This window comes from Maribacter sp. ACAM166 (assembly GCF_005771495.1).
Classification (GTDB): Bacteria; Bacteroidota; Bacteroidia; order Flavobacteriales; family Flavobacteriaceae; genus Maribacter.
Map to the genome: position 1 here is coordinate 94,500 of NZ_VAUW01000011.1, position 22,048 is coordinate 116,547.

Consider the following 22,048-nt stretch of genomic DNA (forward strand, 5'->3'; position numbering starts at 1 on the left):
AAGAAAGAATGCCAGGGTTTGAATTGTTCGGGGAAAGTGAAAAAAGTCAGGTTCAGGATGTGTTGGATACCGGAGTACTTATGCGCTATGGGTTTGATGGAATGCGAAATAATCAATGGAAGGCATTAGAACTAGAAAAAGCTTTGGCCCTTAGAATGAACACAAAGCATGCGCAACTTGTAAGTAGTGGTACCGCAGCACTCACTGTGGCTCTTGCAAGTGCAGGAGTGGGAGCAGGTGATGAAGTTATTATGCCGACATTTACCTTTGTGGCAAGTTTCGAATCTATATTGGCTATAGGTGCTGTGCCAATTTTAGTAGATGTTGATGATACGTTAACGTTAAATCCGGCGGCAGTAGAAAAAGCCATTACAAGTAAAACCAAAGTGGTGATGCCAGTACATATGTGCGGTTCTATGGCAGACCTTAAAGCATTGAAAGATATATGTGATCGGCATAACTTGCTTTTAGTAGAAGATGCTTGTCAGGCGATTGGCGGTAGTTACGAAGGTAAACCTTTAGGTAGTTATGGCGATTTGGGTTGCTTTTCTTTTGATTATGTAAAGACCATCACTTGTGGTGAAGGTGGGGCTATCATAACCAATAATGATACGTACATCAGTAATGCAGACCATTATTCGGATCACGGTCATGACCATGTTGGTACCGATAGGGGAGCGGAAACGCATCCTTTTTTGGGATATAATTTTAGAATATCAGAATTGAACGCAGCCGTTGGTTGTGCCCAAATTCAGCGTTTAGATGAGTTTTTAGAAATTCAGAAAAACCATTATACCATATTAAAATCTGCTATTGAACCAATTTCTAATATTGCATTTAGAAGGGTGCCTACTGGTGGTGTGGAGAATTATTCTTTTTTAAGTTTCTTTTTGCCTACTGAGCAATTAGCTAAAAAAGCATACACTGCATTAATAGCGGCCGGTGTAGATGCTTGTTTTTATTGGTTTGACAATAATTGGCATTATTATAAAAAATGGGAACATTTGACTAATGTTAAATCACTTGGAAAACTTCCTCAAGAAGTATTAAATCAATTACCAGATTATTCAAAAGCGGATTTCTCAAAATCAGATGCATGGATTGGTAGAACTATTTCATGTTTGATAAAATTGAGCTGGACAGATGAACAGGTGAATGAACGTGCCGTTAAAATGAAAGAAGTATTGGCTAAATTAGTATAGTCGCCTAATAGGAAACATATTCTATAATCTCTAAACCATAACCTACGATACCTACTCTTTTAGTTTGTAGACTATTGGTCATGAGTTTCATTTTGTGAATGCCAAGATCGTGTAATATTTGGGCGCCAATACCAAAATCTCGATTGTCCATTTCAATTTTAGGAGCTTTATGTATACCCTGTTTTTGTAGCTCTTTAAGTTCTTTTAAACGAGAAAGTAGGTTGAGAGATTCAGCATCTTGATTGATAAATACAATAGCACCTTTACCTTCTTGATTAATTTTATTGAACATATCCTCTAATTTTTCGTCAGGGTTATGCGTTAACGTTCCCAATATATCATTGTTAATCAACGTAGAATTGATACGTGTTAATATTTTTTCATCCGAAGACCAAGAACCTTTAGTCAAGGCAAGATGAATATGGTTATTGGTAGTTTGTTTATATGCTCGTAATCTAAAATCGCCAAATCGTGTAACAATATTAAAATCGGTTTCTTTTTTAATCAAACTGTCATGTTCCATTCTATAGGCAACAAGATCTTCTATCGATACAATTTTCAAGTCAAATTTTTTGGCCACTTTCACTAATTGGGGAAGCCGAGCCATACTTCCATCCTCATTCATTATTTCTACGATAAACCCAGCAGGTTTTAACCCTGCCAGTCGTGCGAAATCAATTGCTGCTTCAGTATGCCCCGTTCTACGTAAAACACCACCCTCTTTAGCAACCAAAGGAAATATATGACCTGGTCTTACTAAATCATGAGGTTTGGTAGTTTTATCTGTCAAAGCAAAAACTGTTTTAGAGCGATCGGAGGCTGAAATACCAGTGGTTACACCATTTCCTCTCAAATCCACAGATACGGTAAAAGCCGTTTCAAAGGGGTCGGTATTAGTGCTAACCATCATGTGTAATCCTAAATCTTTACACCTTCCTTCTGTTAATGGAGCGCAAATGAGACCCTTGCCGTGGGTAGCCATAAAGTTTATGGTCTCAGGTGTTGCTAATTCAGCTGCTGCCAGAAAATCTCCTTCATTTTCACGATTTTCATCATCAACAACGATAATTACTTTACCTAAACGAATGTCTTCAATCGCTTCTTCTATGGTATTCAATTGTATTTTCTTAAGATCTGTCATGTTTGAACAATCAGCTTTTATCTTTTTTTTGAAATAGTTTCTTAAATAGTATTTTAAAGAAATCGGTAATAAATCCGAAATTCACCATTCCCTTGTCTTCTGTAGCCCTTTTGGTTAGAAATATACCCATAGGTAGCATGATTAATGTTGAAAGCCATGCCCCAAGCATAGGGTGAATATTTCCTTCTTTAGCGTAATTACCAGCGAATACTCCAATAAAATAGAAGATAAGAAAAAGTACTATTGCAATAACCATTGGTAAACCTAAACCTCCTTTTCTTATGATGGCGCCTAGTGGAGCACCAACAAAAAATAGAATTATACAAGAGAATGCCAGTGCATATTTGCTATGTAAAGAAAGGATATGCATGTTGTAGATTTTGTATCTTTTTTCCAGCTCTTCTTTTTTACCACTTACTGTACCTAAAATACTACTTGTTGCATTTTTAGCGCTACTCAAAATTTGTAATTGCTGCCACTCTGGGAATAGAACAAGAAAGTTTTCCTTAATTGAATCTTGTAGGGCAATATTAGCTTTTGCTTTGATGGACTTTATTCTAGAAATAGAATCTTTTTTGGAGACCATATCGGCCATAGTAGAATCGGTATTCTTTGTGATTAACGGTACAAATAATCCAATCCTACTCTCTATATTCTTGGAAAATGCACGAACAATTCTATAATTATCACTTCGTAACGAGTCTATATCTTTAGAAAGCCGTGAAATATTTTTCATCTTATCAGTACTAATATCCCGCTCCTCCTCTAAGTCATCATTATTGATTTCAGGAATTTCAATATTCATGGTATAGGTATCGAAATCGGCCTGAGCAAAAGGAAATTTCATTTTACTATCGTTACTTTTTGTAGTAACATCTTCATAGAAATGTCCATTCTTTAAAACCAATTGAATAATATCGGAATCTTCACTACTAATCAATTCTCCAGTTTCTGATTTAATAACTGTGGTGTTAATATTAGATTCAGACTTTTTATGAATAATCACGTTCCTTAAAAAACGATCATTGTCCCCATACTTCTCATCAACCTTGATGTTCATTCCTTCAAAATCACTAAAAACGCCTTCTGAAATTACTGCGGCAGGTTTCACCTTCGCAATATTTCTACGAAGATTATATATTTTACGTTGCGATAGCGGAATCACATTATTTGCGAAGAAGAAGGTTACACCACCTAAAATGGTTACAAATACTATTAAGCTCACCATTGATCGTTGTAACGATATACCTGAAGCCTTCATTGCCGCAAATTCGTAGTTTTCAGCAATGGAACCAAAGGTTAAAATAGAAGATAAAAGTACCGTTAGTGGAAGTACTTTTTCGGTAAGATCAGGTATTAAATAAAATAGGAACTTACCGATGATTACAATATCTAGACCTTTACCCGCTAAATCATCAATAAAAAGCCAAATTGTTTGGAATATGAAGATGAACATCAATATTACAAACGAACTGACAAAATTAAAGACGAACCTTGATAGGATATAGCGGTCTAGAATTCTCAATAGTTCTAATTTCTTAGAATGAAATAGCCTTCATCCTTATATTTAGCTTCGTCAAAAGTAAATAAGGTTTTGGACAAATCTTGATCTGTTTTAAAAGAATTAACAGTGATTGTGGTCTTTGTGCTATTCTTACCGGTTTCAATTAACTTATATATATGCTTTGTGCCCATATCTATACCCAATAATCTAGATTTTATTTCAGTATCTGAATCGATAGGCGTCAATTTTACAAATTGAATTTTTCGTCCTTGAATATCTTGCAAAATATCCCATGCATAATTGTGACCCTCTTTATAAAAAGTAAGCATTTTTGAAGGTGTCATCGCATTTTCATCTTCAGACTTATTTTCTATGGTCACTTCTTCATTTTCTGGCACAATGGTGTACACCTTTTTACCATCGAACATCTGTTGAGAACCTAAATAGTTAAACATATATTTTTCCCCAGAAAGAGTAACATCTCCTCTAGTTTCTTGGTTAATACCAGCTTCTGCATTTTTTAGGTCGAATTTGAAATCCACAAAAATGTTATTATAGCTTTTTACTTTGGTATATACTTCATCTAAAAGAGCCTTTGCTTTGTCTGAACTTTGGGCATTTGCCATTGTTACGGTAAACAGTATCGTTAAAACAATAATAATTTTTTTCATTTCTTCTTTCATATCATTCATTATCCAATATTTGTTGAAGGGCTACCATGTCTGAAACATATACCTGTCTAGCTTTGCTGCCCTCAAACGGACCTACGATTCCAGCAGCTTCCAGTTGGTCAATTATTCGACCAGCGCGATTGTACCCTAATTTTAATTTTCTCTGAATTAAGGAGGCAGAACCTTGTTGCGCAATGACAATTACCTCTGCAGCTTCCCGGAACTTTTGATCTCGCTCCGATACATTATTATCAACACTCGTGCCAGAATCTTCCCCAACATATTCTGGAAGCTCATGTGCTTCTGGATATGCACGCTGACTACCAATAAACTCAACGATTTTAGCAACCTCTGGTGTGTCTACAAAAGCACATTGAATACGTGTCACATCATTACCCTGCGTAAATAGCATATCTCCTCTACCAATCAATTGATCCGCTCCTGCAGTATCTAAAATGGTTCTTGAATCAATTTTAGACGTTACTCTAAACGCTAACCTAGCGGGGAAGTTAGCTTTGATGATACCCGTTATAACATTCACTGAAGGTCTTTGAGTCGCAATAATCAAATGGATGCCAATTGCCCTAGCCAATTGAGCTAGTCTCGCAACAGGTGTTTCCACTTCCTTACCGGCAGTCATAATTAAATCTGCAAACTCATCGATTACAAGAACGATATAGGGTAAAAATTTATGTCCGTCGTTAGGATTTAATTTACGTGCCTTGAATTTTGTATTGTATTCTTTCAGGTTACGTACCATCGCTAGCTTCAATAACTCATAGCGATTGTCCATTTCTATACAAAGGGAATTTAAGGTGTGTATTACCTTCGTATTGTCAGTTATTATTGCTTCTGCGGAATCGGGTAGTTTTGCTAAGAAATGACGCTCAATTTTATTATAAAGCGTTAGTTCAACTTTCTTGGGATCTACAAGAATAAATTTAACTTCTGCTGGATGCTTTTTATACAGTAGGGAAGTTAACACGGCATTTAGACCCACAGATTTTCCTTGTCCGGTGGCACCTGCCATTAACATGTGAGGCATTTTAGCCAAATCAACTACAAATGTTTCGTTGCTAATGGTTTTACCGAAAGCGATTGGTAATTCCATTTCCGCTTTTTGAAATTTGCTAGAGGCAATGACAGAACGCATAGATACGATGGTCGCATTCTTATTGGGAACTTCTATACCAATAGTTCCTTTGCCTGGAATAGGAGCGATGATACGTATGCCCAATGCTGCCAATGATAAAGCAATATCATCCTCAAGGTTTTTGATTTTGGATATTCGAACTCCTGCTTCAGGAACAATCTCATATAAGGTAACGGTAGGCCCTATTGTTGCTTTTATTTGTGCAATGCCAATCTTATAATTTTTGAGGGTTTCAACTATTTTATTTTTATTCTCCTCTAATTCTTCTTGGTTAATGGTTATTCCACCCGTAACACCATGTTGGTCTAAAAGTTCAATAGTTGGGAATTTATAGTTACCTAATTCTAATGTAGGGTCAAATTCACCAAAATCATCCACCAATTTATTGGCAAGAATATCAATTTCTTCAGGTTCCTCAATCACCTGCTCAACCTCCATAGACAGTGTTTCTTCAGGTGCTGTAGAAGTAATTTCTAATTCGTTAGTATCCTTAACCGTTTCTAAATGCGGAATTTCTGTTTTATGGGTGTATGTGTCTACAACGATAGGAGTTTCTTTCTCCATCGAAGTAGTCATTACTTTCTCTTTATCGCTAGCTTTTCTTTGTTTGCTGGCTTTAAACTCTGAGGAAATTACTTCTTTTTTCGATTTAAAAAATGATGAAATACCTTCTGGAGTTATTTCAAATAGTCTTACTAGAATAAATATCAGACCAAAAATCAATAATAAGAGTACGCCAATTTTTCCTGCATAATCTTGAAGGAAATCATTCATTTCAAATCCTACCAAGCCCCCTAATAAAGGACTGCTTGTGGCAAAAAAGCCCAAAGCAATTGAAATCCAGATTACGAAAAGTAAACCCCAAATCCATTTTTTGAAAAGTGCTTTCAATGGAAGTCCTAAAAAGAGATATATTCCAGTAATACAAATTAAAAAGGGAAGTATGAGCGATGCTAAGCCAAAGCCTTTATACATGAAAAAGTGACTTATGCTAGCACCAAATTTGTTCAATAGGTTTTTGGCCAGCTCGTTACGATTCCTGAATTCTGATAGCAGACTTTGATCATCTTGCCAATTAAAATAAAATGATATAAATGAAAAGAACAGAGCGATACTAAAAAGCATCAACAAGCTACCCAAAATAATTTTATTCTGTTTGGATACTTTAAACGATGATCCTTTTTTAGTAGGTTTTGGCTTTGATTTAGTTGCCTTCTTTGCCATTAAATCTTTTATTCTGTTGCTAAATTACAAATTTACGATGAGCTATTGTAAATGATAAAACGACCTAGATTATTTTAGGCAGGTAAATAATAAGACCAATTATGGCAGATGCTATTGAAACAAGCATAACTGCACCGGCGGAAATATCCTTTATAAATCCGATTTTCGTATCGAATTCGGGCTGTACGTAATCAGATAGTTTTTCAACGGCCGTATTCATGCCTTCAACACCTAATACCAAAGCAATTGCAAATATTTGAAGAATCCATTCTATATTGGAAATCTCAAAGTAAAAGCCTGCAATTGTCATTACAATAGCAATAAAAACCTGAATTTTTATACTTGCTTCTGTGCGTATCAACAAAAAGGCACCTTTAAAGGCAAAACCAACACTTTTGATACGATTGACCAAAAAGGATTCCTTAGGCATGAGAGTCGTTTATAATTAATTCATTAACGCCTCTAATGCCGCTTTATAATTTGGTTCCTCAGTAATCTCTGTCACTTGCTCAGTATACAGAATAGTGCCTTTCTCGTCAACCACAACGACAGCTCTTGAATGCAAAGGAGCCAATGGCCCATCGGAAAAATCAACATGGTACGACTTCCCAAAATTGCCATCCTTAAAGTCAGATAACATTTCAACGTTTTCAATTCCCTCAGCACCACAAAATCGTGCTTGTGCAAAAGGAAGGTCTTTTGAGACACAAAGTACTATGGTATTATCTAATTCTGCAGCCTCTTGGTTAAACTGTCTTACTGATTGGGCACATGTACCTGTATCTACGCTTGGAAATATATTCAATACAACCCTTGAACCTTCATAATCAGAAAGTTTAACGGTAGATAAATCATTTTTCGTTAATTGAAAATCTGGTGCTTTTTCACCTGAAGCAGGTAAAGAACCTACTGTATGTACTGCACTACCCTTTAAAGTTATAGAAGCCATTTTCTTAGTTTAAAATTAGAAGATGTGAAATTATAAAATATAAAGATAAAACGTGAAGTAATGTGATAAAAAAGTCCTCTCAATTTTGAAAGGACTTTTTAATTTTAAATAAGAATATTACTTGTCTATCGAGCCTAAAACGCGCTGCATGAACTGGTTCATCGCTTCTTTTTTGGGTGTTCCTTCTTGTATGCTTTTAGCTACATCTAAGGCGCCGTACATATTTGAAATCAGCTCTCCGATTACATCTAATTCTTCATCTTTTAATGAAGGTAGCTCTGTTAGCGCTTCTAAAGTATCTATTGTCTCTAGTACGTAATCGCTGTCTTTTTTTTCTATGAACTCTGTAAGGAGTTTAATTATTGGTAACCTCACTTATCAATTCTTTTAAAAGGTCATACTTATTGGTTTGCACCTGATTTTTTAATTTACCATTTACAAATGAGGCAAAAGTGGGCAAATTGTCTACGTTGGCAAGCTTTCTTGATTCAGAAAATTTCTCAGCATCGGCAATTACAAAAGTAATATCCTCATTTACTGAAGCTTCTTTCTTGAATTTAGGCTTCATAATACGGCAATTACCGCACCAGGTTGCTGAATATTGAACTATAACATTTTTATTTTTTTCTATTATTTCCTGTAAATTATCCTCTTCCAATTCTACTAACATAATTGTAGTTGTTTATATATTAAACGAGGAGCATGGAGTGTTTAAACCCAATGCTACTCGTCATTAAAATAGTTGATTAATTGGAGTGTGCCGACAAGTAACTCGCAACACCTTCTCTATTGGCCGACATTGCGTCTTTGCCTTCTTCCCAGTTTGCAGGACATACTTCACCTTTTTCTTGAACATGTGTATAGGCATCTATTAAACGAAGATATTCGTTTACGTTTCTACCTAATGGCATATGGTTTATGCCTTCATGAAAAACGGTACCTTCTTCATCGATTAAATAGGTAGCACGATATGTTACATTGTCGCCCTCAACCGTAATGATGTCATTTTCTTCATCATAGGTTTTGTTGGTAATATCAAGAATATCTAAAGTAGCGGCTAAATTTCTATTGCTATCTGCCAAAATTGGATAGGTTACGCCTTCAATTCCGCCATTGTCCTTATCTGTACTTAACCAAGCAAAATGTACTTCGGGGGTGTCACAAGAGGCACCGATAACCACAGTGTTTCTTTTTTCGAACTCACCTAAAGCAGCTTGAAAAGCATGAAGTTCAGTAGGGCATACAAAAGTGAAATCTTTTGGGTACCAGAACAGAACCACCTTTTTATTGTTTTTTTGAGCTTCTTCTAAAACATTAAGTTTAAAAGTATCGCCCATGTCATTCATTGCGTTAACACTGATATTTGGAAATTTTTTTCCGACAAATGCCATAATATATTTTGCTTTATAATTAATTATAAAGCAAAATTAAGATTTGAATAAGCGTTAAGTAACTTTCTGAATTAGTATTTTCAATAGGGTAATAGCTATTTTGAATAGCTAAAAAAATAAGCCTACTATACTGCTAAAGGTTTAGTTATTTGGCTGTATCATTATCAGATTAATAGAATTAGAAAAGAAGAGGTCAAATTTTAAAAATTAAAAGTTAACTATTTTTAGTAGTTAATCTTTTGATCTTAATATTTAAAGCAGCAAAAATAAATGTCATTATTGGGCTTAGCCAGTTGAAAATAGCATAGACGAAATATTCTGCAACGCCAACACCCAAAACTCCACTGTGGTAAGCTCCACAGGTATTGTAAGGGATTAGAACTGAAGTTACCGTACCAGTATCTTCTAGGGTTCTGCTTAAATTTTCAGGAGCCAATCCTTTGTCCTTAAACGCTTTAGAAAACATCTTTCCGGGCACTACAATTGCCAAATACTGGTCAGACGCAGTACCATTAAGTACCATACAACTTATACCGGTACTAAAAAATAAACCAAATGTTGATTTGGCTAAACTTAATAATGCTTTTGTAATTCTTGATAATGCACCAATACCATCCATAATACCGCCAAATACCATAGCACATACTATAAGCCAAATTGTACCTAGCATACCTGCCATGCCTTTCGCTGAAAACAAATCACTCAGTACCTCGTTGTCAGTTGGTATTTCTGTATTTACTGTGATTGCTTTTAGTATTCCTTTATAGCCAGAATAAAAATCTAACTGCTTAGTACCTGTAAGACCTGCTACCACTTCTGGTTGAAAAACAACAGCAAAAAGGGCGCCCAGCAAGGTGCCAATTAAGAGGGCGGCCAATGGAGGTGTTTTTTTTACGATTAATACAACCACAGCAATGGGAACAATAAAGAGCCACCCATTGATATTAAAAGAAGTGTCAATTGAGGCTAAAATAGCATCAATGTCAGCTACACCACTTGTTTCTATGTTCAATCCGATTATAATAAAAACTAATAAGGTTATAGAAATGGTCGGTACGGTGGTCCACAACATATATTTAATATGCGTAAACAATTCTCCGCCTGCCATTGCAGGGGCTAAATTAGTGGTATCACTTAAGGGAGATAATTTATCTCCGAAATAGGCTCCAGATAATACGGCACCTGCAGTCATACCAAGCGAAACCCCAAGAGCTTCCCCAATACCTATTAAAGCAATACCTACTGTAGCCGAGGTTGTCCAGCTGCTTCCTGTTGCTACTGATATTATGGCACATATAATTACACATGCAGCTAAAAATATGGTGGGGTTTAAAATTTGCAGACCATAGTATATCATAGCAGGAATGATACCGCTCACAAGCCAAGTTCCAGCTAAGGCACCAACCATTAGTAAAATAAGTAGCGCCCCTGTTGTGGCTTTAATATTTTCGGCTACCTCTGCTAACATTTGTTTGTAGGAGACTTTATTGAAAAAACCAACGATGGCAGCAACCGCTCCTCCTAATAATAATATGAATTGATTTGAACCGCTCAATGCGTCATCACCAAAAACATAGACATTATAAGCTAGCATTCCTACAAGAGCTACAACGGGAATCAGTGCTTCAATAATGCTTAGTTCTTTATTGTCGACAATATGCTCGTTCTCCCTATGTTCATTGGTATTTTGGTTAGCCATAAAAAAAATGCGTTTGGTTATTTCGTAATATTACGATTTATGCAACGAATGTGCAACTACATGCATAAATAGGAAATTAAGCGTTTATGCCCATGTTATCCAATATTTTAAGGTCTGTTAAACATTTTTTCATGATGGAATAAGTTCTTTGAATATCATCATCTAGCCCAATGGAAAAACGTATAAGTCCATTTCCAAGTCCCATTTCTTCTTGTTCTTTCAAGGGAATTTCAGAAGAAGTAGAGCTGCCAGGTGCACTGAACAGCGTTTTGTAAAAACCTAGACTAACTGCTAAGTACCCTAATTTGCGTTCTTGCATCAATTCCATAAGGGCATTGGCATTTTCTAATGTGCCAACATCCATAGTCATTAATCCTCCATAGCCATATTCCGGATTCATTTGATCTCCCATAATCAAATGACCTGGGTGTGAAGGAAGACCTGGATAGACAATTCTCAGTCCATCTTTCTCAAAATTCTTGGCCAAGAACATCGCATTTTCACTATGTTGTTTCATACGTATATGAAGGGTACGCATATTCTTTAATATAGATGCGCCACGCAAACTATCTAACGTACTACCTAATAACATTCCAGCACCATTATTCACATCTTTAAGGCCCAGGCAAAATTCTGTTGTTCCACAAACGACGCCTGCAACGCAATCACTAGTGCCGTTTATAAATTTGGTAAGACTATGAATGACGATGTTTGCACCTAATTTTGCTGGTGTAACAGAAAGAGGTGAAAAGGTATTATCAACTATCAGCGGAAGTTCATTTTTCTTAGAAATACGAGAAAGAGCAGAGATATCGGCTACTTCTAATAATGGGTTGCTTACGCTCTCACAATAGATCATTTTTGTCTTTGGGCCAATAGCTTTTGCGACTGCATCAAGATCGGTAATATCTAAAAAAGTGGTTTCGATTCCGAATTTGATTAAAAAATTCTTCATGAAGGCATATGTGCCACCATAAATAGTTCTACTGCTAATAATATGATCACCGGCATTGCAAAGTTGTAAAATTACCGCTGTAATGGCTCCCATACCACTGGCCGTAACATTAGCGCTCTCGGTTCCTTCTAAAGCAGCAAGTGCTTCCCCCAAATATAAATTTGAAGGTGAGGAATGTCTGCTATATAGATAACACCCTTCTGTATTTCCTTCAAATGTATCGAACATGGTTTTTGCCGATATAAAGGTATAGGTAGATGAATCGGATATGGATGGGTTTACGCCACCATATTCTCCGAAATATTGTAAATCCTGTAAATCGTTACTGTTTTTTTGACTCATGGAATAAAAATTTAAGTAAATCTAACGTACGATAGAGTAATTGTCAATACTAATTGAATAATTTAGATTTAAAATCTAAAATTATTCAATTGGCAGATTTATTATCGTTAGATTACTAGACTAACAGCGTGTGATAGAATTACAATCAGTATGAAACTAGATGAAACGGACGTAAAGCTATTGGAGCTTTTACAGGCCAATAGTAAAAGAACCACGAAAGAGTATGCATTAAAGCTAGGGTTGTCAACAACTGCTATTTACGAACGTATAAAAAGGTTGGAAAGGACAGGCGCTATTAGAAATTATGTAGCCTTGGTAGATAAAACAATAGTTGACAGAAACTTTACTGTATTTTGCCATGTGAAATTGGTACAGCACGTGAAAGATAATATTGCTCAGTTTGAAGCTCAGGTAATGCGATTACAAGAAGTAGTAGAATGTCATCATCTTAGTGGAGATTATGATTACTTATTAAAAATTCATGTTCAAGATATGGAGGGTTACCGTAATTTTATGGTTAATAAGCTTACAGCAATGAAACATATAGGTAGTACACAAAGTTCGTTTACTATAAAAGAGGTTAAGCATTCGACGGCTATACCATTGTAAAACTAAAAATAGTATTAATTTTGTATCACATTAGAAAACAAATATTTTATGGATCAATATGATGTAGCCATTATTGGCTCAGGACCTGGAGGATACGTAGCAGCAATACGTTGTGCTCAATTAGGAATGAAAACGGCAATAATTGAAAAATATTCCACATTGGGTGGAACCTGTTTAAATGTAGGATGTATTCCGTCTAAAGCCTTGTTAGATTCTTCACATCATTATGAAGATGCAATCACCCATTTCGAGGAACATGGAATCGATATTTCAGGAGAGATTAAGGTGAACTTAGAAAAAATGATTGGGCGTAAACAAGGTGTTGTTGACCAAACCACAAAGGGTATCCAATTTTTAATGGACAAAAATAAAATTACCGTTTATGAGGGGCTTGGTAGTTTTAAAGACGCTACCCATGTAAACATTAAAAAGAATGATGGTGATACTGAGGAAATTGAAGCGAAAAATATAATAATCGCTACCGGATCTAAACCATCAAGTTTGCCATTTATAAAAATAGATAAGGAACGTATTATTACTTCTACCGAAGCTTTAAAACTTAAGGAGATTCCTAAACATATGATTGTTATAGGTGGTGGTGTGATTGGGCTGGAATTAGGTCAGGTATATAAAAGATTAGGTGCAGATGTTACGGTTGTAGAATTTATGGACCGTATTATTCCAGGAATGGATGGCGCACTTTCTAAAGAACTAATGAAAGTGATGAAAAAGCAAAAAGTAAAGTTTGCTTTATCTCACAAAGTGAAGTCTGTCGAAAGAAAAGGCGACAAAGTCATTGTTAAGGCAGATGATAAAAAAGGGAAAGAGATTATATTTGAAGGTGACTATTGCTTAGTTGCAGTTGGTAGAAGGCCTTACACCGATGGGTTGAAATTAGATGCTGCCGGTGTGAAATTAGATGATAGGGGTAAGGTTGTTGTAGATAATCATTTGAAAACCAATGTTGATACAATCTATGCAATCGGTGATGTTATAAAAGGAGCTATGTTGGCGCACAAAGCAGAGGAGGAAGGTGCTTTAGTTGCTGAACAATTGGCAGGTCAAAAACCACATATCGATTATAACTTGATACCAGGTGTTGTTTACACATGGCCGGAGGTTGCCGCTGTTGGAAAAACGGAAGATGAACTAAAAGAAGCTGGTATTGATTATAAGGTAGGGCAATTTCCTATGCGTGCTTTAGGACGTTCTAGAGCTAGTATGGATACCGATGGTTTCGTTAAAATATTGGCTGATAAAAAGACCGATGAAGTTTTAGGGGTTCATATGATTGGTGCACGCTGTGCAGATTTAATTGCCGAAGCTGTAACCGCTATGGAATTTAGGGCTTCTGCTGAAGATATTTCACGTATGAGCCATGCACACCCGACATATGCTGAAGCTGTGAAAGAAGCTGCATTAGCCGCAACTGATGATCGTGCTTTGCATATTTAAGAATATTGTATTATGAAAGAAAAGCAGCCTATTAGGCTGCTTTTTTATATTATAAGATATTTTCAGAGGTAACTTTTAACCTTTATATACTTAGTTTTTTATTAATCTTAAAACCCGTAATATTTTTTCTGTTGCGCTTCTTGCAGCTTCAAATAGAATAATTGCAATATGCTCCAAATACATTTTGGTAGCAGATAAAAATAATAATACGCCAGATTTAATATCCGCTTTATTACGTTCATACCCCAACGCCAAGAAAGAACTAGAAATCATAAATAAAATAGCACCGGGTATCGCTATCCAAGGATTTAGGGAGTGATGAAAAAAGCTATAAAGGCCTAGACCGGTAAAACTTCCATAAAGAATAATGAAATGGATGATATATATTGATAAAGTACTTTGACCTAGTTTCAACCAAGTAGTATTTACAAGAAACTTTCGAAGGATTATAAATATTGAAAAAACCAATAGAACATCACCTAATCGAATGAATAGGTAATTATTGTTGAATATCGATCGAAATAACGGTATGCCTGTTACTTCGAAAATAGAATAGAAAAAATCTGAAGAAAAAAAGATTAAAATCAATCCTGTAGCCATGTAAATAGGCACGATGTAATAATAAATATTTTTATTCTCTTGATATGTTGAGAACAGAATAGACATAAAACCACCTATTGTTGCGTAGCCTAACCAAGGTATAATTGTAAAAACAGATCCATTCGATTTTGTTAGATAGTTTGCTAAAAACTGAGGTAAATATTCAAAACTAGATGCTTTATACCCAGGCTCCAACAAGAACAGTAAAAGGGTCGTAAATGCCAAGACGGTAGGGAAAATCCACTTTTGTTTAGCATTAGTTAGTAAGTAAAACCCTGTAATAAATAAAAGGGAAAGACCAATACAGTGTAATACATCTACTAAATAAAAAGAATCATATATTTCACCTTTAAAAATACCGAATAAGTTCATTCTTAAGAGGTAGGCTATGACTAATAGTTCTAAACCTCTTCGTATACCTTTCTTTACACGAGGATTGTCAAATCCTGATTGTGGTGATTTTATGAGTAGAAATGTAAAAATGAATCCAGAAACTGTAAAAAAAACAGGAGCAGTAATACCTCTAAAATATTTCCAAGTGCTGTATAGTAAATTAGAATCATCCCTAAAGGCATTATCCAATAAGCCATCGATAAAATGACCTTGTAGCATCATTAAGATAGCCCAAGCGCGAATAGCGTCTAAAAAATACAGTCTAGCCTTAGCGTTGCTCATGGTACAAATTATATCCTATATACTTATAAAACAGTATGTTTGGATGTTTAAAGCGGCAAAACTAGATAAAATAAATTAAGGTTAATCCTATTTACATTAAATTCGTAATCTTATTAAAAATAGGGTCTATGGGGTATGTTTTAGCATTTGCGGGTAGTAATTCTTCAACTTCTATCAATTATAAATTGGCAAGGTATACCGCTTCGTTGGTAAAGGGTCACGAAGTTAGCTTACGAGACATGGCAAAGCATCCATTTCCAATGTATAGTGAAGATTATGAAAATGGACATGGGTTTTCAAATTCACTTATAGAATTCAAGAATGAAATAGGTAACGCCGAAGCTTTAATTATTGCGGTAAATGAGCATAACAGTTATCCGTCTGCCTATTTTAAAAATGTAATCGACTGGCTTTCAAGATTGGATTCTAAATTTTTGGTAGATAAGAAGATTTTATTAATGGCAACTTCAAATGGAAATCGTGGTGCTATGGGTGCTTTAGATGTGGCTGAAAAAATGCTTACTAGATTTAAGGGTGACGTTGTTGCGTCCTTCTCTCTAGCAAATTACAGTGTAAATTTTGATGAGGAGAAGGGAATTACCCATGCAGCTTTAGCTAAAATTCATAACGAAAAAGTAAATTCTTTTTTGAAATCGATTTCATAGTAATTGGTTAAATAGCCTATATAAAATATGTAGCTTACATCCCTAATAACTTAGGGGACTTCTTTACCTTTATTCCATGTTAGAAGCATTCAAAAAACATATTGAAAATACCTTTCCTGAGTTAGGTACAAATCACTTCTTGATTGCTTGTAGTGGTGGTTTGGATAGTATGGTGCTTACCGAACTTTGTCATGAAGCCGGTTTGCATTTCTCATTGGCGCATTGTAATTTTAGATTGCGTGGACAAGAAAGTAAAGGCGATGAGGCTTTCGTAAGAGAACAAGCTAAAGAATTAAACAAGATTATATACGTAACCCATTTTGATACTATGGGGTATGTAAATCAGCACAAAGTGTCTGTTCAAATGGCTGCCCGAGAGCTTCGATACGTTTGGTTTGAGCACTTATTATCTCAGCATAAAATTCCATTTTTATTGACTGCCCATCATGCCAATGATAATCTGGAAACTTTTTTAATCAACCTTTCGAGAGGTACAGGAATTGATGGATTAACTGGTATACCTGCTAAAACCGAAGTGTTAAGAAGACCTTTATTACCATTCACTAGAAAGCAATTAGAGGGGTATGCCCAAAAGCAACAGCTACAATGGCGTGAAGATGTTAGTAATACCGACACCAAATATTTACGAAATAAAATACGATTAGAGGTGATTCCACTACTAAATCAGTTGCATCCTACGTTTTCAGATAATTTTAAAAACACATTAGATTATTTAGGGCAGACAGAGGCAATAGCTTCGACTTATTTAAAAAACTTGAAAGAAGACCTTTTTGTTCAGAAAGATGAAAAGCTTGAAATTTCTATAGAGAAGCTTAAAGAATTAAGTCCGCTATCAGTTTATTTACATGGTCTTTTTAAAGAATACGGATTTAAGGAACTGGATAACCTTGAAGACTTATTGGATGGGTTGAGTGGTAAACAATTAGTGTCCAATACACATGTTTTGGTTAAGAATCGTGAATTCTTAGTATTGTCACCGTTGAAAGAGAATAATCAAAATGAGCAAATTTTTTATGTTCAGAAAGAGGTCGAGCAAATAGATTCTCCAATAGCACTGAAATTTTCAGTTGTGCAAGAACGTTACGATAATACCAGTAAGGTTATTTATATTCAAAAAGATACGTTAAAGTATCCGTTAAAGATAAGGAAATGGAAAAATGGCGACTATTTTTACCCGATAGGTCTAAAAGGCAAAAAGAAATTGTCAAAGTACTTTAAGGATGAAAAAATAGACATTGTGTCAAAAGATGAAGTATGGTTATTATATTCAAATGAACAAATAGTTTGGGTCGTTGGAATGCGTGCAGACGAACGTTTTATAGTGACCGACAATAGTCAGGAGATTTTAAAAATAGAAATTACATGATGAGAATTATTGCTTTACTACTTTTTATGGTTGTAGTACCACTTGGTGTTTACAGTCAAACTGAAAAGAACCCTGTAGTTTGGGAGCAGCAAATTAATAAAATTTCTGACACCGAATATGAATTGGTAATGCAAGCCTCAATATTTGATGGGTGGCATATGTACTCTCAATTCACATCAGAATTTGGTTCGTTGCCTAGTGAGTTCACGTATAATAGTAACGGAACAATGTATGAATTAGTTGACGGTACGATAGAAAGTGAAACTATAACAGAGTACAGTGAAATTTTTGAAGTTGAGGAAACCTATTTTAAGGATAATGCTATTTTTACTCAACGCATTAAAGTTTCAGACCCTTCAATCAATCAAATTGATGTGGATTTGTTTTTTCAGGTTTGTAAGGAGGTTTGTATCCCAATGGATAAGAAGTTCATTTTCACCTTAGATGGCTCAGCCGCCAAGGATTTAATTACCACCGTAGATGGTAGAAGCTTAGAGCTAGGACAACAGTTACGTTTAGATTTAAAAAATAAAGAGCTGCTGACCAAAGGGTTGGAAGATATAAATGCAGCAACTAATATTTGGGTCATATTTGGTTTAGGTTTTCTTGGTGGACTTATTGCGCTACTAACCCCTTGTGTCTTCCCTATGATACCTTTAACCGTATCATTCTTTACGAAACAGTCAAAGAAAAAATCAACAGGAATTATAAACGCAATCCTCTATGGGTTTTTTATAATTCTCATCTACTTTTTGTTAAGTCTACCATTTCATTTGTTTGATTCGGTCGATTCTCAAATTCTCAATTCAATAGCCACCAACGTGTGGTTGAATCTTCTGTTCTTTGTGATATTTATGTTTTTTGCTTTTTCCTTTTTCGGATATTATGAGTTGACATTACCAAGCTCTTGGGCGAATAAAATGGATGCAGCTTCATCAAAAGTAGGTGGTGTTATTGGTATCTTCTTTATGGCGGTTACTTTGGCAATAGTATCTTTTTCATGTACTGGTCCAATATTGGGTGGTCTATTAGGTGGAACAACCTTAGCTGAAGGCGAAGTTGCAACCAACCTTACCGCAGGTATGACTGGGTTCGGGGTAGCATTGGCATTACCGTTCGCACTTTTTGCATTATTCCCAGCATGGTTAAACTCCTTACCCAAATCGGGTGGATGGATGACCACTGTAAAAGTGGTTTTAGGATTTTTGGAAATAGGTTTAGCCTTAAAATTCTTATCTAATGCAGATCTAGTAGGGCATTGGGGCATATTAAAGCGTGAAATATTCTTGGGAATATGGATTATTTTAGCAATCGCCATGACGCTTTATCTTTTCGGACTTTATAAATTTCCGCATGATAGCCCTATTAAAAAATTATCTGTCGGACGTAAACTAACCGCTTTTCTTAGCTTGGTATTCACTATTTACCTCGTATTGGGGATAACTAAAATAATGCCCTTAAAATTATTAAGTGGTTTTCCTCCACCAGAATTTTATAGCATTTTTGAACAGGAAACTGATTGCCCTTTAGGTATTGATTGCTTTAAGGATTTTGATGCCGGGTTAGCCTATGCCAAAGAAGTAAATAAGCCTATTTTACTAGATTTTACAGGCTGGGCATGTGTTAATTGTAGAAAAATGGAGGAAAATGTATGGAGTGATGCCGAAGTGTTTCCAATTATCAAAAATAAGTACGTCTTAATTTCATTATATACCGATGACAGAGAGGAACTACCCGAATCTGAGAAATTCAATTTTCAGTTTGAAAGTGGCAGAGTAAAGCCCATCACTAATATCGCCCAAAAATGGGGAACGTTCCAAGAGATTAACTTCAATTCTATTTCTCAACCGTTTTATGTATTGTTATCACCAGATTTAGAAGTACTGAATGTTGCTATTCAAAATTCTGATATACCGACCTACAAAAATTGGTTGTTAGAAGGGCTAAGTAACAATCAATAATTAGAAGGTCTACGAAGTATTTAATATTGAAAATAACTATAAATTAGGAGCTAATCCTCCCTAATAAAAATGAGAACATTTAAAAAAACAGGAGTCTTCTTATTAGCATTTCTAGCCCTTTTACTCTTGGTGATTGGAATTTTCCTATATACGTTAACGCCCGATTATTCTGGTGAGAAAGAGCTCGTTGATTTAGAACAACAAGTAAAGGTGTATTATGACACCTTTGGAATTCCACATATTTATGGTGAAAATGAAAAAGATGCTTTTCGGGCGTTAGGATATGTACATGCTCAAGATCGTTTATGGCAAATGGAGGTGTTACGAAGAATTGCTAGTGGCGGCCTATCTGAAATTTTTGGTGCGGATTTAGTAGAAACAGATAAGTTCTTCCTTTCTCTAGGTATAGCAGATGCTTCTAAAATTACGGTTGCTAATAACGATAAGGCAGATACAAGTACTCTTTTGGCAGAAGCTTATTTAGATGGTATCAACCAGTTTATAACTGAAGGGTCTACACCCATTGAATTTTATTTAACGGGTATTGACAAGGAAAAGTTCATTTTAGAAGATGTATACAATACGATAGGGTACATGGCATTTAGTTTTGCCATGGCACATAAAACAGATCCTCTCTTAACGAGCATTAATTCAAAATTAGGTCCGGAATATTTAAAAGATTTTCATATTGGGTCTGATATAGATACAGAATGGATAAAAAATTATAATCCATCTTTAAATGATTCCATACAGAACAATCTTACCGCAGTTGTTGATAAAGCTTTGGGAGCATTAAATATTCCTTTATTTGAAGGAAGCAATAGCTGGGTCATCGCTCCAGAGAAAACAAAAAACGGAAAAGTTATTTTTGCGAATGACCCTCACATTGGTTTCGCACAGCCATCAGTTTGGTATGAAGCACATTTAGAAACCCCGACCTATTCAAAGTATGGGTATCATATAGCAGGAATACCGTTTCCATTGTTAGGGCATAATAGAGAATTGGCATATGGCCTTACCATGTTTGAAAATGATGATGTAGATTTTTATTACGAGCAAAACAATCCAGAAAATGATAATCAATACTTAACATTGAATGGGTATGTAGATTATGAAATTATAAATAAAACGATTAAGGTTAAAGATTCAGCTGATGTTGAATTCACGTATAAAAAATCGGTACACGGACCAATACTAAATGGTATAGCCGACCAGATTCAAGGTAATCGCCCTATAGCCATGTCTTGGATTTATACCCAAATGGATAATAGGGTTATTGATGCGTTGTTTGGATTAAGCCATGCTAATAATCTTAATGAATTTAAAGCATCGTTACCTAAAATTCATGCACCTGGTTTAAATGTTATGTATGGTGATGCTAAAGGAAATGTAGCGTGGTTTGCCACAGCGCAGCTTTATAATATTCCAGATTCGATACATACAAAATTCATATATGAAGTAGGCGAGGGGCTTCCTGTAGAAAAGGAATTACTCGACTTTAATCAAAATCCTCAGGCAATCAATCCTCCAAGTCATTATGTATATTCTGCGAATAACCAACCCGATTCAATAGCGGGCATGCTTTATCCTGGATATTATTTACCGGAAAATAGGGCGAAGAGAATTGTAGCCTTGTTAGAGCCTAAAAATGATTGGGATTCAGCATCTGCGAGTCAAATGATAACGGATGTAAAATCTCCGGTAAACACAACCATTATTAACGATTTGGTTAAACTTATAGACATTTCAGTTTTGAGTAAAAACGGATTGAAAATTGTGGACCGGTTAAATCTTTGGGATGGCAATTACGACCTATCTTCAACAGAGGCAACAGTATACCATAGATGGATTTACTACTATCTAAAAAACACCTTTAAAGATGAATTGGGAGAACAATTATTTACCCAGTTTTTAGACACTCATCTCATGAAACGATTAATTGCGCCATTGTCTAAAAACGAAAATTCGGTTTGGTGGGATGATATAACCACTGAAACTGTTACAGAAAGCATGACGTATATTGTGAATACTTCGTTTGTTCAAGCCTTAGCATCATTGGAAAAGGATTTTGGAAATAACTGTGATAATTGGATTTGGGAAAAGGTACACACAATAGAGCATGAACACCCGATTGGACAGATTGCAGCGTTGCGTTCGTTTTTCAATGTAGGCCCTTATCCAATAGAAGGAACTAGAGAGGTTATTAATAATATGGCTTTCCCATATGATGAAACAGGATTATATAAAACAAGCTCAGGACCATCGACCCGAAGAATAATTGATTTTTCAGATGTTGAAAACAGCATTAGTATTTTGCCAACTGGACAATCTGGGAATCCTTTAAGTAAGCATTATCGAGATCAGGCTGAGATGTATAATAATGGGCAATTTCGAAAAATGATGATGAATAGTGAAGAAATTAGGAACACAGCCAAATCTTTACTCCTATTTTCTCCTAAATAAAA

The 22,048-nt window shown here is 35.4% G+C and carries 19 protein-coding genes; 7 read left to right on the plus strand and 12 right to left on the minus strand.

Annotated elements, in window-relative coordinates; translation table 11 throughout:
• Positions 1-8 precede the first annotated feature (8 nt).
• Positions 9-1,202 (plus strand): DegT/DnrJ/EryC1/StrS family aminotransferase, encoded by a 1,194-nt coding sequence (locus ES765_RS09930; protein WP_138113749.1) that lies wholly within the window; start codon positions 9-11, stop codon positions 1,200-1,202.
• 4 nt (positions 1,203-1,206) lie between these two features.
• Here ES765_RS09930 and ribB read toward each other — a convergent pair whose 3' ends face one another.
• The 11 genes from ribB to ES765_RS09985 form a co-directional block, all read right to left on the minus strand.
• The gene (ribB, locus tag ES765_RS09935) at positions 1,207-2,343 is read right to left on the minus strand and encodes a 3,4-dihydroxy-2-butanone-4-phosphate synthase (protein WP_138113751.1); all 1,137 of its coding nucleotides are present in this window, start codon (positions 2,341-2,343) and stop codon (positions 1,207-1,209) included.
• A 10-nt stretch (positions 2,344-2,353) separates the two neighbouring features.
• Positions 2,354-3,847: an LptF/LptG family permease gene (locus ES765_RS09940; protein WP_410504495.1), complete on the minus strand. Its 1,494-nt coding sequence runs from the start codon at positions 3,845-3,847 to the stop codon at positions 2,354-2,356.
• 26 nt (positions 3,848-3,873) lie between these two features.
• Entirely contained in the window at positions 3,874-4,518 is a 645-nt protein-coding gene (locus ES765_RS09945; RefSeq protein WP_138113810.1) for a LolA family protein, read from the minus strand.
• A 13-nt stretch (positions 4,519-4,531) separates the two neighbouring features.
• Positions 4,532-6,895, minus strand: coding sequence for an FtsK/SpoIIIE family DNA translocase (locus ES765_RS09950; protein WP_138113755.1), 2,364 nt, complete (start codon positions 6,893-6,895; stop codon positions 4,532-4,534).
• Positions 6,896-6,959: 64 nt separating this feature from the next.
• Entirely contained in the window at positions 6,960-7,325 is a 366-nt protein-coding gene (locus tag ES765_RS09955) for a diacylglycerol kinase (protein WP_138113757.1), read from the minus strand.
• A 15-nt stretch (positions 7,326-7,340) separates the two neighbouring features.
• Positions 7,341-7,844, minus strand: coding sequence for a thiol peroxidase (tpx, locus tag ES765_RS09960; protein WP_138113759.1), 504 nt, complete (start codon positions 7,842-7,844; stop codon positions 7,341-7,343).
• Positions 7,845-7,961: 117 nt separating this feature from the next.
• Positions 7,962-8,219: a DUF6952 family protein gene (locus ES765_RS09965; RefSeq protein WP_138113761.1), complete on the minus strand. Its 258-nt coding sequence runs from the start codon at positions 8,217-8,219 to the stop codon at positions 7,962-7,964.
• Positions 8,200-8,514 (minus strand): thioredoxin family protein, encoded by a 315-nt coding sequence (locus tag ES765_RS09970; RefSeq protein WP_138113763.1) that lies wholly within the window; start codon positions 8,512-8,514, stop codon positions 8,200-8,202. The genes ES765_RS09965 and ES765_RS09970 overlap by 20 nt, the downstream gene beginning before the upstream one ends.
• A 76-nt stretch (positions 8,515-8,590) precedes the next feature.
• Entirely contained in the window at positions 8,591-9,235 is a 645-nt protein-coding gene (locus ES765_RS09975) for a peroxiredoxin (RefSeq protein ID WP_138113765.1), read from the minus strand.
• 214 nt (positions 9,236-9,449) lie between these two features.
• Positions 9,450-10,934 (minus strand): Na+/H+ antiporter NhaC, encoded by a 1,485-nt coding sequence (gene nhaC, locus ES765_RS09980; RefSeq protein WP_138113768.1) that lies wholly within the window; start codon positions 10,932-10,934, stop codon positions 9,450-9,452.
• A 76-nt stretch (positions 10,935-11,010) separates the two neighbouring features.
• Positions 11,011-12,231, minus strand: coding sequence for an aminotransferase class I/II-fold pyridoxal phosphate-dependent enzyme (locus ES765_RS09985; protein ID WP_138113770.1), 1,221 nt, complete (start codon positions 12,229-12,231; stop codon positions 11,011-11,013).
• Positions 12,232-12,381: 150 nt separating this feature from the next.
• Here ES765_RS09985 and ES765_RS09990 point away from each other — a divergent pair, with 150 nt between their 5' ends.
• Both ES765_RS09990 and lpdA read left to right on the plus strand, forming a co-directional pair.
• Positions 12,382-12,840, plus strand: coding sequence for an Lrp/AsnC family transcriptional regulator (locus tag ES765_RS09990; protein ID WP_138113772.1), 459 nt, complete (start codon positions 12,382-12,384; stop codon positions 12,838-12,840).
• A gap of 48 nt (positions 12,841-12,888) precedes the next feature.
• Positions 12,889-14,295, plus strand: a complete 1,407-nt coding sequence (gene lpdA, locus ES765_RS09995; protein WP_138113774.1) for a dihydrolipoyl dehydrogenase — start codon at positions 12,889-12,891, stop codon at positions 14,293-14,295.
• Positions 14,296-14,385: 90 nt separating this feature from the next.
• Here the strand turns inward: lpdA and ES765_RS10000 are convergent, their stop codons facing one another.
• Positions 14,386-15,570 (minus strand): heparan-alpha-glucosaminide N-acetyltransferase domain-containing protein, encoded by a 1,185-nt coding sequence (locus tag ES765_RS10000; RefSeq protein ID WP_138113776.1) that lies wholly within the window; start codon positions 15,568-15,570, stop codon positions 14,386-14,388.
• Positions 15,571-15,698: 128 nt separating this feature from the next.
• Between ES765_RS10000 and ES765_RS10005 the strand changes: the two genes are divergently transcribed.
• From ES765_RS10005 to ES765_RS10020, 4 genes are all read left to right on the plus strand, one after another.
• Complete coding sequence (locus ES765_RS10005; RefSeq protein WP_138113778.1) at positions 15,699-16,235, plus strand: NADPH-dependent FMN reductase; 537 nt, start codon at positions 15,699-15,701, stop codon at positions 16,233-16,235.
• A 76-nt stretch (positions 16,236-16,311) separates the two neighbouring features.
• On the plus strand, positions 16,312-17,622 hold the full coding sequence (gene tilS / locus ES765_RS10010; protein ID WP_138113780.1) for a tRNA lysidine(34) synthetase TilS: 1,311 nt from the start codon (positions 16,312-16,314) through the stop codon (positions 17,620-17,622).
• Positions 17,619-19,583: a protein-disulfide reductase DsbD family protein gene (locus ES765_RS10015; RefSeq protein ID WP_138113782.1), complete on the plus strand. Its 1,965-nt coding sequence runs from the start codon at positions 17,619-17,621 to the stop codon at positions 19,581-19,583. The genes tilS and ES765_RS10015 overlap by 4 nt, the downstream gene beginning before the upstream one ends.
• Positions 19,584-19,652: 69 nt before the next feature.
• Positions 19,653-22,046, plus strand: coding sequence for a penicillin acylase family protein (locus ES765_RS10020; RefSeq protein WP_138113784.1), 2,394 nt, complete (start codon positions 19,653-19,655; stop codon positions 22,044-22,046).
• The last annotated feature ends 2 nt before the right edge of the window (positions 22,047-22,048 follow it).

What these genes read in the sequence shown, in the direction of transcription:
- ES765_RS09930 (WP_138113749.1), top strand. Translation starts at nt 9, where the DNA reads ATGCCAGGGTTTGAATTGTTCGGGGAAAGTGAAAAAAGTCAGGTTCAG.
- ribB (WP_138113751.1), bottom strand. Translation starts at nt 2,343, where the DNA reads ATGACAGATCTTAAGAAAATACAATTGAATACCATAGAAGAAGCGATT.
- ES765_RS09945 (WP_138113810.1), bottom strand. Translation starts at nt 4,518, where the DNA reads ATGAAAAAAATTATTATTGTTTTAACGATACTGTTTACCGTAACAATG.
- ES765_RS09950 (WP_138113755.1), bottom strand. Translation starts at nt 6,895, where the DNA reads ATGGCAAAGAAGGCAACTAAATCAAAGCCAAAACCTACTAAAAAAGGA.
- ES765_RS09955 (WP_138113757.1), bottom strand. Translation starts at nt 7,325, where the DNA reads ATGCCTAAGGAATCCTTTTTGGTCAATCGTATCAAAAGTGTTGGTTTT.
- tpx (WP_138113759.1), bottom strand. Translation starts at nt 7,844, where the DNA reads ATGGCTTCTATAACTTTAAAGGGTAGTGCAGTACATACAGTAGGTTCT.
- ES765_RS09970 (WP_138113763.1), bottom strand. Translation starts at nt 8,514, where the DNA reads ATGTTAGTAGAATTGGAAGAGGATAATTTACAGGAAATAATAGAAAAA.
- ES765_RS09975 (WP_138113765.1), bottom strand. Translation starts at nt 9,235, where the DNA reads ATGGCATTTGTCGGAAAAAAATTTCCAAATATCAGTGTTAACGCAATG.
- nhaC (WP_138113768.1), bottom strand. Translation starts at nt 10,934, where the DNA reads ATGGCTAACCAAAATACCAATGAACATAGGGAGAACGAGCATATTGTC.
- ES765_RS09985 (WP_138113770.1), bottom strand. Translation starts at nt 12,231, where the DNA reads ATGAGTCAAAAAAACAGTAACGATTTACAGGATTTACAATATTTCGGA.
- ES765_RS09990 (WP_138113772.1), top strand. Translation starts at nt 12,382, where the DNA reads ATGAAACTAGATGAAACGGACGTAAAGCTATTGGAGCTTTTACAGGCC.
- lpdA (WP_138113774.1), top strand. Translation starts at nt 12,889, where the DNA reads ATGGATCAATATGATGTAGCCATTATTGGCTCAGGACCTGGAGGATAC.
- ES765_RS10000 (WP_138113776.1), bottom strand. Translation starts at nt 15,570, where the DNA reads ATGAGCAACGCTAAGGCTAGACTGTATTTTTTAGACGCTATTCGCGCT.
- ES765_RS10005 (WP_138113778.1), top strand. Translation starts at nt 15,699, where the DNA reads ATGGGGTATGTTTTAGCATTTGCGGGTAGTAATTCTTCAACTTCTATC.
- tilS (WP_138113780.1), top strand. Translation starts at nt 16,312, where the DNA reads ATGTTAGAAGCATTCAAAAAACATATTGAAAATACCTTTCCTGAGTTA.
- ES765_RS10015 (WP_138113782.1), top strand. Translation starts at nt 17,619, where the DNA reads ATGATGAGAATTATTGCTTTACTACTTTTTATGGTTGTAGTACCACTT.
- ES765_RS10020 (WP_138113784.1), top strand. Translation starts at nt 19,653, where the DNA reads ATGAGAACATTTAAAAAAACAGGAGTCTTCTTATTAGCATTTCTAGCC.